This is a genomic window from Yokenella regensburgei ATCC 49455, from assembly GCF_000735455.1.
Classification (GTDB): Bacteria; Pseudomonadota; Gammaproteobacteria; order Enterobacterales; family Enterobacteriaceae; genus Yokenella; species Yokenella regensburgei.
Map to the genome: position 1 here is coordinate 306951 of NZ_JMPS01000020.1, position 11599 is coordinate 318549.

Genomic DNA, 11599 nt, shown 5'->3' on the forward strand with positions numbered 1-11599 from the left:
AAAAAGGACATCATTTATTGATGTCCTTTTTTGTTATACAGCCCAGCAATACCTTAAACGCGCCTTCCATCTCTTCTTCTTTCATCGCCGCAAAGCCCATCAGCAGCCCCCGCTGCGGTTTTCCGCCCATGTAATAGCGCGAAAGGGGGCGCACCAGAACCCCTTTTTCGTTCGCGTTTCTGGCAATGGCGATATCGTCGTGATGGTCCTCGAGCTTCAGGACCAGGTGCAGCCCCGCGTTGTCATTAAATTCGCTCAGAGCGGCTTTCCCCAGATACTGGGTGATCAGCGTGGTTAATCGCTGACGACGACGCGCGTACAGCAGACGCATGCGGCGGATGTGGGCGGTGTAGTGCCCTTCGCGAATAAACTGCGCCAGCGCGGCCTGGTCGAGCAAACGCCCGCTGCGATAGAGCTCTGCGTGGGCGGTTTTTAGCGTTTGTGCCAGCGCCTGCGGCAGCACGACGTAGCCCAGCCGCAGCCCCGGCCACATGGTTTTGCTGAAGGTGCCGGTGTAAATCACCGGTGCATCGTCAATCAACCCCTGCAATGCCGGGATTGGCTGCCCGGAGAAGCGGAACTCACTGTCGTAATCATCTTCCACTATCCAGCCGCCGGTCTGGCGGGCGATTGCCAGCAGCCGCCTGCGCCGCTCCATGCTCATTACGCAGCCGAGCGGGTACTGGTGTGAGGGTGTGACAAAGATAAGGCGCGGCGGTGTGTGTATTTCTTCCGGTGGATCCATACCGCTCAGGTCAACATCGATCGGCTGTAGCGCTACGCCGTTCATCTGCAGCACGTTGCGAATGCCCCAGTAGGCAGGTTCCTCAATCCACGCGGTATCGCCGGGGTTACACAGCATGCGTGAGACGAGGTCGATAGCCTGGTGGATCCCTTCGGTTATCAGAATTTGTTCCGGCGTGCAGCGCACGGAGCGGGCCACGCGTAAATATTCCATGAGTGCCTGCTGCAGGTCGCAGCTCCCGCCAAACGGGCTGTAGGAGAACTGCATCGCCTGCGGCTTGCGGCTGACCCGGTTGTGGATTTTGCGCAGCAGCGCATGGGGAAACTCGCCGACATCCGGTACCCCTGGCAGAAAAGCACCCCACTGGCGCGGGCTGGCGCTGCTGTGTGCCAGCAACGCTTCGCCGCGATGGGAAAGTGAAATAGCACGCACATCGTGGCGGGTTTCGCTCGCCGTTTCTGCGGTGAATAGCAGGCTGTCCGGTACCGTGCGGGCAACAAACGTCCCGCTGCCCGAGCGCGACACGATATAGCCTTCCGCCAGCAGCTGTTCGTAGACGGTAAGCACGGTGTTGCGGGAGTGTCGAAGCTGGGTGGCGAGATCGCGCGAGGGGGGTAAACGGCTCTGCGGCGGCAGGCTGCCGTCGAGGATAGACAGGCGTATCGCGTTATAGAGACGCTTATGCAGTTTACCTTCGGGTTGCTCGTCCAGACGCAGCTGCAGGAGATCGCACACTAAAGAACGCAATTGGATCCCTCAAGTAATCAAAACTGGTACTCGATTATAGAACCACTCACGAGGTAAAACCGTGACATTGTTTCAAAGTTGTTAATGCAAACCGAATCAATGATGGGGAAGGCCTGATGAATAACAATGAACTGAATCAACGCCGCCTGCAGGCGACGCCTCGTGGAATTGGTGTGATGTGCGGCTTCTATGCCGAGAAAGCCGAGAACGCCACCCTGTGGGATACCGACGGCAACGAAGTTATCGACTTCGCCGCCGGCATCGCCGTGCTGAACACCGGCCACCGTCACCCGAAAGTGGTGGCTGCGGTAGAAAAACAGCTGCAGGCATTTACCCACACTGCGTACCAGATTGTTCCTTACGAAAGCTATGTTTCACTGGCTGAGCGTATTAATGCGCTGGTGCCGGTGAACGGCCCGGCGAAAACAGCCTTCTTCACTACCGGTGCAGAAGCGGTAGAAAACGCGGTGAAAATCGCCCGCGCCTGGACCAAACGCCCGGGACTGATTACCTTTGGCGGTGCCTTCCACGGCCGTACCTTTATGACCATGGCGCTGACCGGCAAAGTGGCGCCGTACAAAATCGGCTTTGGCCCGTTCCCGGGTTCTGTGTTCCACGGCCTGTACCCGAATGCGGCGCACGGTGTCAGCACCGCAGACGCGCTGAAGAGCCTGGACCGCATTTTCAAATATGATATTGCCGCAGACCAGGTCGCGGCGATTATTCTCGAGCCTGTGCAGGGCGAGGGTGGTTTCAACGTCGCGCCGGAAGATTTCATGGTGGGCCTGCGTAAGCTGTGCGATACCCACGGTATTCTGCTGATTGCCGACGAAGTGCAGACCGGTTTTGCCCGTACCGGCAAAGTGTTTGCGATGGAGCATTACAGCGTGAAGCCAGACCTGATGACCATGGCGAAGAGTCTGGCAGGCGGGATGCCGCTGTCGGCGGTTGCCGGTCGCGCTGAAGTGATGGATGCACCAGCTCCGGGCGGACTGGGCGGTACCTATGCCGGTAACCCACTGGCGGTGGCGTCTGCACATGCGGTGCTGGACGTGATTGCCGAAGAAGACCTGTGCGCCCGCGCCGGTAAGCTGGGTCATCACCTGGTTGAAGTGCTGAACAACGCGAAAGCGGATTGCCCGTACATCGCCGATGTTCGTGCTCAGGGCTCGATGGTGGCGGTAGAGTTCAACGACCCGCAGAGCGGCCAGCCGTCGCCGGAGTTCACCAAACAGGTACAGGAAAAAGCACTGAAAGAAGGCCTGCTGCTGCTGAGCTGCGGCGTGTATGGCAACGTCATTCGTTTCCTCTACCCGCTGACCATTCCGGAAACCCAGTTCCGCAAAGCGCTGGATATCATCTCCCGCTCGCTGACTCGATAAACCTCCAGGCCGCTACTTCGTAGCGGCTTTTTTTTCGTCACTTCTTCGTTACAAATCCGTCAAAATTCTCGTTCCAATTTGCAAAAAATGGGTTATGTTTTAGCAGAGTATGCTGCAAAAGCGCGGGCGGTAGACCAAAAATTGAAATAAAGCGCTAAAAAACAACATCACAACAAATGCAATCACCATAACAATGGGGAATCTCAGGATGAATATGAAGGGTAAAGCGTTGCTGGCAGGATGTATCGCGTTGGCATTCAGCCAGATGGCGCTGGCGGAAGATATTAAAGTGGCGGTGGTCGGGGCAATGTCTGGCCCGGTAGCACAGTATGGCGACCAGGAATTCACCGGCGCCGAGCAGGCGGTAGCGGATATTAACGCTAAAGGCGGTATCAAGGGCAATAAGCTGGTTATCAGCAAATACGACGATGCCTGCGACCCGAAACAAGCGGTGGCGGTAGCCAACAAAGTGGTCAATGACGGGGTAAAATACGTTATTGGTCACCTGTGCTCCTCCTCTACTCAGCCAGCGTCCGATATTTATGAAGATGAAGGCATCCTGATGATCACCCCGGCGGCAACGGCACCGGAGCTGACCGCACGCGGCTACAAGCTGACGCTGCGTACTACCGGTCTTGACTCTGACCAGGGCCCGACTGCGGCGAAATATATTCTGAACACCGTGAAGCCAAAGCGTATCGCGATTGTTCACGACAAACAGCAGTATGGTGAAGGTCTGGCGCGTTCCGTGCAGGATGCGCTGAAGAAAGGTAACGCCAACGTGGTGTTCTTTGATGGGATCACCGCCGGTGAGAAAGACTTCTCAACGCTGGTGGCGCGCCTGAAGAAAGAGAATATCGACTTTGTCTACTACGGCGGTTATCACCCGGAAATGGGCCAGATCCTGCGTCAGGCCCGTGCGGCTGGCCTGAAAACTCAGTTCATGGGGCCGGAAGGGGTAGCGAACGTATCGCTGTCTAACATCGCCGGTGATTCTGCAGAAGGCCTGCTGGTTACCAAGCCGAAGAACTACGATCAGGTTCCGGCGAACAAACCGATTGTGGACGCTATCAAAGCCAAGAAACAGGATCCGAGCGGTGCTTTCGTCTGGACCACCTACGCCGCGCTGCAATCGCTGGCGGCTGGTCTGAACCAGTCTGAAGATCCGGCGAAGATTGCCGACTGGCTGAAGGCGAACAGCGTTGAAACCGTGATGGGCCCGCTGTCCTGGGATCAGAAAGGCGATCTGAAGGGCTTTGAGTTCGGCGTGTTCACCTGGCATGCTAACGGTACGGCGACCGACGCCAAATAATTTTCCCGGCGTCTTTCGCGCTGCAGTTGCGTTGGCAGCGTTATTCAACCTCGGTCACTTACTTATGTAAGCTCCCGGGGATTTCATAACTTGCCGCCTTTCTGCAACACGAAATTCTTGGGAAAAGGCAGCAGAGAATGTAGGCCGGGTAAGGTATCGCCGCCACCCGGCTTTTTTTTAGTGCTTCTCCCACCCATTCTGCTGCGCCCTGAAGTCCAGCGCCTGCATGAAGGCGGCCATCACCGCGCGGTCTTCTACTCCGACATCGGCAATCCACCAGCTGGTGATATCCGGGTTACTGCTCATCACCTCTTCAACCAGATATTGCCCAACGCCACGGCGGCGGGTCACTTCGCGTACGCGCAGTGAATCCAGTGCGCCTTCGGTACCGCGCAGCGTCACCCGGACGGCTGCCAGCAGCCTTTCGTTAAAGCGCGCGGCGTAGATTCGATGATTTTCATCAACCGTTAACGAGGCCGCCGAATACTCCGGCCAGATTTTGCCAAGATCGATAAGGTCCTGCTCGCTAAAGGCGTGAAGGCGGACGATGGTCAGTTTCATTCAAAAGCATTCCTGTCATTTCGAAGTAGAAAGTGTACTCAATTTCACATTCCTGAGGGTTCTGTTTTTTTGTCATTCATCAGGCGATAAATTTTTTCTGTGAACCTGGTGTAGTTTTATCCATTAGGGAATGAAAAATAGCCAGCATTTTAGCCTGATCACTAGTGAATTATTCGGTCTTATATGCCGTTATATTATGCTGAAATCTGGATTTCATCTGTTTATTTCTCGATTATTTCAGAATATTATCTTTCCATAATCTACTGAAAAATAGAGATTTTGATCTGATTTTTCGCGAAATATAACTCTAAATCATTAAAGAAACTGGTAAAAATAGCATTGTTCAATAAAAGTACAGAATGCTTTTTAACCAATTCAGGACAAAACAATAAAGCACATCACGAACGGGGTTTGAAATGATGAAACGGAACGCGAAGACGTTGATCGCGGGGATCGTTGCACTGACGATGTCGCACACCGCCATGGCGGAAGACATCAAGGTGGCGGTCGTGGGCGCGATGTCTGGCCCGGTTGCCCAGTGGGGCGACATGGAATTTAACGGTGCACGCCAGGCTATCAAAGATATCAACGCCAAAGGCGGTATCAAGGGCGACAAACTGGTTGGGGTCGAATACGACGACGCCTGCGACCCGAAACAGGCCGTCGCGGTGGCGAACAAAATCGTCAACGACGGCATTCAGTATGTGATTGGTCACCTTTGCTCCTCCTCCACTCAGCCAGCGTCCGACATTTATGAAGACGAAGGCATTCTGATGATAACGCCGGGGGCTACCAACCCGGAGCTGACCCAGCGTGGCTACCAGTACATCATGCGTACCGCGGGCCTCGACTCTTCCCAGGGGCCGACCGCCGCGAAGTACATCCTCGAGAAAGTGAAGCCACAGCGCATCGCAATCATTCATGACAAGCAGCAGTACGGTGAAGGCCTGGCGCGCTCCGTGCAGGACGGGCTGAAGCAGGGCGGTGCGAACGTCGTGTTCTTCGACAGTATCACCGCCGGGGATAAAGACTTTTCCGCGCTGATTGCTCGTCTGAAGAAAGAGAACATCGACTTCGTCTACTTCGGCGGTTACTACCCGGAGATGGGCCAGATGCTGCGCCAGGCGCGTTCCGTCGGTCTGAAAACCCAGTTCATGGGCCCGGAAGGCGTCGGCAATACCTCGCTGTCTAATATCGCTGGTAATGCGGCGGAGGGCATGCTGGTCACTATGCCGAAACGCTATGACCAGGATCCGGCAAACAAGGCCATTGTTGATGCGCTGAAAGCCGACAAAAAAGATCCGAGCGGCCCGTACGTGTGGATCACCTATGCCGCCGTGCAGTCGCTGGCGACCTCACTCGAGCGCACCGGCAGTAAAACCCCGCTCGATTTAATTAAAGATTTGAAAGCTCACGGTGCCAATACCGTGATTGGGCCGCTGAACTGGGACGAGAAAGGCGATCTGAAGGGATTTGAATTTGGTGTCTTCCAGTGGCACGCCGATGGGTCATCCTCGGTCGCCAAATAATTATCCCACCGCCCGGACCACCGGGCGGGTTTAAGAAGGTTACGTTATGTCCGAGCAGTTTCTCTATTTTTTGCAGCAGATGTTTAACGGCGTGACGCTGGGAAGCACCTACGCGCTGATCGCCATCGGCTACACCATGGTTTACGGCATTATCGGCATGATTAACTTCGCCCACGGCGAGGTCTACATGATCGGTAGCTATGTCTCCTTTATGATCATTGCTGCACTGATGATGCTCGGTATCGACACCAGCTGGCTGCTGGTGGCCGCCGGTTTTGTCGGGGCGATTATTATCGCCAGCGCCTACGGCTGGAGTATTGAACGGGTGGCCTATCGCCCGGTGCGTAATTCCAAGCGCCTGATTGCCCTGATTTCGGCAATCGGTATGTCCATCTTCCTGCAAAACTACGTCAGCCTGACGGAAGGCTCGCGCGATGTGGCGCTACCAAGCCTGTTCAACGGCCAGTGGATTATCGGCAGCAGCGAGAGCTTCTCCGCGTCTATCACCACCATGCAGCTGGTGATCTGGATTGTCACCTTCGTCGCCATGCTGGCACTGACGCTGTTTATCCGCTATTCGCGCATGGGCCGCGCCTGTCGTGCCTGTGCGGAAGACCTGAAAATGGCGAGCCTGCTCGGCATTAACACCGACCGCGTGATTGCTCTGACGTTCGTCATAGGTGCCGCGATGGCCGCGGTGGCGGGCGTGCTGCTCGGTCAGTTCTACGGCGTGATCAATCCCTACATCGGTTTTATGGCGGGGATGAAAGCCTTTACCGCGGCGGTGCTTGGCGGTATCGGTAGTATTCCTGGCGCCATGATTGGTGGGCTTATCCTCGGCGTGGCGGAAGCGCTCTCTTCGGCGTATCTCAGTACGGAATATAAAGACGTGGTCTCCTTCGCGCTGCTGATCGTGGTGCTGTTGGTGATGCCTACCGGCATTCTGGGTCGTCCGGAGGTAGAGAAAGTATGAAACCGATGCATTTTGCGATGGCGTTGCTTTCCGCTGCCATGTTCTTCGTGCTGGCTGGCGTATTCATGGGCGTACAGTTAGAGCTTGATGGCACCAAACTTGTGGTAGACAAAGCCGCCGACATCCGCTGGCAGTGGATTTTCATCGGTACGGCGGTGGTCTTTTTCTTCCAGATGCTGCGCCCGCTGTTCCAGAAAGCGGTGAAGGGCGTCTGTGGGCCGAAGTTTATTCTGCCGGCAATTGACGGCTCTACCGGCAAACAAAAGCTGTTCCTGGTCGCTCTGCTGGTGATTGCGGTGGCGTGGCCGTTTATGGTTTCGCGCGGTACCGTTGATATCGCCACCCTGACGATGATCTACATTATCCTCGGCCTGGGGCTTAACGTGGTGGTCGGGCTTTCTGGCCTGCTGGTGCTGGGCTACGGTGGTTTCTATGCCATCGGCGCGTACACCTTTGCGCTGCTCAACCACTATTACGGGCTGGGATTCTGGACCTGCCTGCCGTTGGCAGGGCTGGTTTCAGCGGCGGCCGGTTTCCTGCTCGGTTTCCCGGTGCTGCGCCTGCGTGGTGACTATCTGGCGATTGTGACGCTGGGCTTCGGCGAAATCGTCCGTATCCTGCTGCTGAACAACACCGAAGTGACCGGCGGTCCGAACGGCATCAGCCAGATCCCGAAACCGACCTTCTTCGGCCTTGAGTTCAGCCGCAGCGCCCGTGAAGGCGGCTGGGACACCTTCAGCAATTTCTTTGGCGTGAAATACGACCCGTCGGACCGGGTGATTTTCCTCTACCTGGTCGCGCTGCTGCTGGTCGTGCTGAGTCTCTTCGTGATTAACCGCCTGCTGCGTATGCCGCTTGGCCGCGCGTGGGAAGCGCTGCGTGAAGATGAAATCGCCTGCCGCTCGTTGGGCTTAAGCCCAACGCGCATTAAGCTGACGGCGTTCACTATCAGCGCCGCGTTTGCCGGTTTCGCCGGAACGCTGTTTGCCGCGCGCCAGGGCTTTGTCAGCCCGGAATCCTTCACCTTCGCTGAATCTGCCTTCGTGCTGGCGATTGTGGTACTGGGCGGTATGGGCTCGCAGTTCGCGGTGATCCTCGCGGCGATTCTGCTGGTGGTATCGCGTGAGCTGATGCGTGACTTCAATGAATACAGCATGCTGATGCTGGGTGGTTTGATGGTGCTGATGATGATCTGGCGTCCGCAGGGGCTGTTGCCGATGACCCGTGTGCAGCTGAAGCTGAAAAACGGGAAAGCCAAAGGAGAGCAGGCATGAGTCAGCCTATTTTATCCGTTAACGGTCTGATGATGCGCTTTGGCGGCCTGCTGGCGGTCAACAACGTCTCACTGGAGCTTAAGGCGCAGGAAATCGTCTCGCTGATTGGCCCAAACGGCGCGGGCAAAACCACCGTGTTTAACTGCCTGACCGGGTTCTACAAACCGACCGGCGGCAGCATTATGCTGCGCGACCAGCATCTCGAAGGGCTGCCGGGTCAGCAGATTGCCCGCATGGGCGTGGTGCGTACCTTCCAGCATGTGCGCCTGTTCCGCGAAATGACGGTGATTGAGAATCTGCTGGTGGCGCAACATCAGCAGCTCAAGAGCGGTGTCTTCTCCGGCCTGCTGAAAACCCCGGCGTTTCGCCGTGCGCAAAGCGAAGCCCTCGATCGCGCTGCCACCTGGCTTGAGCGTATTGGCCTGCTGGAGCACGCTAACCGTCAGGCGAGCAACCTCGCCTATGGCGATCAGCGCCGCCTTGAGATTGCCCGCTGCATGGTAACGCAGCCAGAAATCCTGATGCTCGACGAACCGGCCGCCGGTCTTAACCCGAAAGAGACCAAAGAGCTGGATGAGCTTATCGTTGAGCTTCGTAGCCATCACAACACCACCATTCTGCTGATTGAGCACGACATGAAGCTGGTGATGGGGATCTCCGATCGCATCTACGTGGTGAATCAGGGCACCCCGCTGGCTAACGGTACTCCAGAGGAAATTCGTCATAACCCGGATGTGATCCGCGCTTATTTAGGTGAAGCATAAGATGGAAAAAGTCATGTTGTCCTTTGACGGCGTCAGCGCTCACTACGGTAAGATTCAGGCGCTGCACAACGTCAGCCTGCATATCAATCAGGGCGAAATCGTCACTCTTATCGGCGCCAACGGCGCCGGGAAAACCACGCTGCTCGGTACGCTTTGCGGCGACCCGCGAGCCACCAGCGGGAAAATCGTCTTCGACGGTAAAGACATTACCGACTGGCAGACGGCGAAAATCATGCGTGAGGCGGTGGCGATTGTCCCTGAAGGGCGTCGCGTGTTCTCGCGGATGACGGTCGAAGAGAACCTGGCGATGGGCGGATTTTTTGCCGATCGCGAGCAGTATCATGAACGCATTAAGTGGGTGTATGAGCTGTTCCCGCGTCTGCACGAACGCCGTATTCAACGGGCGGGCACTATGTCCGGCGGGGAGCAGCAGATGCTGGCGATTGGCCGTGCGTTGATGAGCCAGCCGCGCCTGCTGCTGCTTGATGAGCCGTCGCTGGGGCTGGCACCGATCATCATCCAGCAGATTTTCGACACCATCGAACAACTGCGTAAGCAGGGGATGACGATTTTCCTCGTTGAGCAGAACGCCAACCAGGCGCTGAAGCTCGCCGACCGTGGCTACGTGCTGGAGAATGGTCATGTGGTGCTGGAAGACACCGGTGATGCATTGCTGGCGAACGAAGCGGTGCGGAGCGCTTATTTAGGCGGATAAATTTTTTACCAGCCCTCTTCCTGTGGGAGAGGGCTGGAGACCGCACCCGGCATTTTTAACAACTCCCTTCACATTACCATCATCCCTCTGACGTATTGTTGTCATGATTCTGTAAACAAACAGTTATTTTTCTGTCATTCGAGCATGTCATGTTACCTCGCGAGCATAAAACGCGTGATTTCGCGCATCCGGCACAACAAGAGAGATAACCGAATGACATCGTTACGACACACAGCTTTAGGACTGGCACTGAGCCTGGCATTTGCTGGTCAGGCGCTGGCGGCAACCACCATTCCATTCTGGCATTCTATGGAGGGCGAGCTCGGGAAAGAGGTCGACTCCCTGGCGCAACGTTTCAACCAGGAAAATCCGGATTACAAAATTGTGCCGGTTTATAAAGGCAACTACGAGCAGAGCCTGAGCGCAGGTATCGCTGCCTTCCGTACCGGTAACGCCCCGGCGCTGTTGCAGGTGTACGAAGTGGGCACTGCAACCATGATGGCGTCGAAAGCCATCAAACCGGTGTACGAAGTCTTCAGCGACGCCAACATCAAATTTGACGAGTCGCAGTTTGTCCCGACCGTTGCCGGTTACTACACCGACTCCAAAACCGGGCACCTGCTGTCCCAGCCGTTCAACAGCTCCACCCCGGTGCTGTACTACAACAAAGATGCCTTCAGGAAAGCCGGTTTAGATCCGGAGCAGCCGCCGAAAACCTGGCAGGATCTGGCGGCTTATACCGAGAAGCTGAAAGCGGCAGGGATGAAGTGCGGCTACGCCAGCGGCTGGCAGGGCTGGATCCAGATTGAAAACTTCAGCGCCTGGAATGGGCTGCCGGTAGCAACCAAAAATAACGGCTTTGACGGTACCGACGCGGTGCTGGAGTTCAACAAGCCGGAGCAGGTGAAGCATATCGCCCTGCTGGAGGCGATGAACAAGAAGGGCGATTTCAGCTACTTCGGTCGTAAAGACGAATCGACCGAGAAGTTCTACAACGGCGACTGCGCCATTACCACCGCTTCCTCAGGTTCGCTGGCGGACATTCGTCAGTACGCCAAATTCAACTACGGTGTGGGCATGATGCCCTACGATGCTGACGTGAAGGGTGCGCCGCAGAACGCCATCATCGGCGGTGCCAGCCTGTGGGTGATGCAGGGGAAAGACAAAGCCACCTATAACGGTGTCGCGAAGTTCCTCGAATTCCTGGCGAAACCGGAAATTGCCGCTGAATGGCACCAGAAAACCGGCTATCTGCCTATCACTAAAGCCGCTTATGACCTGACCCGTCAGCAGGGCTTCTACGATAAAAATCCGGGTGCGGATATCGCGACCCGTCAGATGCTGAACAAGCCGCCGTTGCCGTTCACCAAAGGTCTGCGTCTGGGCAACATGCCGCAGATCCGTACCGTGGTGGATGAAGAGCTGGAAAGCGTCTGGACCGGGAAGAAAACCCCTCAGCAGGCGCTGGATGCGGCGGTTGAACGCGGTAATCAGCTGCTGCGGCGTTTCGAGCAGTCGACTAAATCGTAATCATTGGCTGACCCCTCACCCTAACCCTCTCCCCATAGGGGAAAGGGGACTGTTCGGAGCCGTCTTT

The 11599-nt window shown here is 56.2% G+C and carries 10 protein-coding genes; 8 read left to right on the forward strand and 2 right to left on the reverse strand.

Features of this window, described 5'->3' with window-relative positions; all coding sequences use genetic code 11:
* Positions 1 to 10 precede the first annotated feature (10 nt).
* Positions 11 to 1492 (reverse strand): MocR-like pyridoxine biosynthesis transcription factor PdxR, encoded by a 1482-nt coding sequence (gene pdxR / locus GYRE_RS06065; protein ID WP_038253802.1) that lies wholly within the window; start codon positions 1490 to 1492, stop codon positions 11 to 13.
* 116 nt (positions 1493 to 1608) lie between these two features.
* Between pdxR and GYRE_RS06070 the strand changes: the two genes are divergently transcribed.
* Together GYRE_RS06070 and livJ are read left to right on the forward strand one after the other, a co-directional pair.
* Complete coding sequence (locus GYRE_RS06070) at positions 1609 to 2874, forward strand: 4-aminobutyrate--2-oxoglutarate transaminase (protein ID WP_006817613.1); 1266 nt, start codon at positions 1609 to 1611, stop codon at positions 2872 to 2874.
* A gap of 208 nt (positions 2875 to 3082) precedes the next feature.
* Positions 3083 to 4186, forward strand: coding sequence for a branched chain amino acid ABC transporter substrate-binding protein LivJ (gene livJ, locus GYRE_RS06075; protein ID WP_146748703.1), 1104 nt, complete (start codon positions 3083 to 3085; stop codon positions 4184 to 4186).
* Positions 4187 to 4363: 177 nt separating this feature from the next.
* Here livJ and panM read toward each other — a convergent pair whose 3' ends face one another.
* Complete coding sequence (gene panM, locus GYRE_RS06080; protein ID WP_006817611.1) at positions 4364 to 4747, reverse strand: aspartate 1-decarboxylase autocleavage activator PanM; 384 nt, start codon at positions 4745 to 4747, stop codon at positions 4364 to 4366.
* Between the two features lie 419 nt (positions 4748 to 5166).
* Here panM and livK point away from each other — a divergent pair, with 419 nt between their 5' ends.
* From livK to ugpB, 6 genes are all read left to right on the forward strand, one after another.
* Positions 5167 to 6276 carry a high-affinity branched-chain amino acid ABC transporter substrate-binding protein LivK gene (livK, locus tag GYRE_RS06085; protein ID WP_038253835.1) on the forward strand — a complete coding sequence of 370 codons (1110 nt, stop codon included), beginning with the start codon at positions 5167 to 5169 and terminating at the stop codon, positions 6274 to 6276.
* Positions 6277 to 6322: 46 nt separating this feature from the next.
* The gene (livH, locus tag GYRE_RS06090; protein ID WP_006817606.1) at positions 6323 to 7249 is read left to right on the forward strand and encodes a high-affinity branched-chain amino acid ABC transporter permease LivH; all 927 of its coding nucleotides are present in this window, start codon (positions 6323 to 6325) and stop codon (positions 7247 to 7249) included.
* A complete protein-coding gene (livM, locus tag GYRE_RS06095) occupies positions 7246 to 8523 on the forward strand; it encodes a branched chain amino acid ABC transporter permease LivM (protein WP_006817605.1) in 1278 nt (425 codons plus the stop codon). Before livH ends, livM begins: the two co-directional genes overlap by 4 nt.
* Positions 8520 to 9287: a high-affinity branched-chain amino acid ABC transporter ATP-binding protein LivG gene (gene livG / locus GYRE_RS06100; protein ID WP_006817604.1), complete on the forward strand. Its 768-nt coding sequence runs from the start codon at positions 8520 to 8522 to the stop codon at positions 9285 to 9287. Before livM ends, livG begins: the two co-directional genes overlap by 4 nt.
* Position 9288: 1 nt before the next feature.
* Complete coding sequence (livF, locus tag GYRE_RS06105) at positions 9289 to 10002, forward strand: high-affinity branched-chain amino acid ABC transporter ATP-binding protein LivF (RefSeq protein ID WP_006817603.1); 714 nt, start codon at positions 9289 to 9291, stop codon at positions 10000 to 10002.
* A gap of 213 nt (positions 10003 to 10215) precedes the next feature.
* The gene (gene ugpB / locus GYRE_RS06110; RefSeq protein ID WP_038253807.1) at positions 10216 to 11532 is read left to right on the forward strand and encodes a sn-glycerol-3-phosphate ABC transporter substrate-binding protein UgpB; all 1317 of its coding nucleotides are present in this window, start codon (positions 10216 to 10218) and stop codon (positions 11530 to 11532) included.
* Positions 11533 to 11599 lie beyond the last annotated feature (67 nt).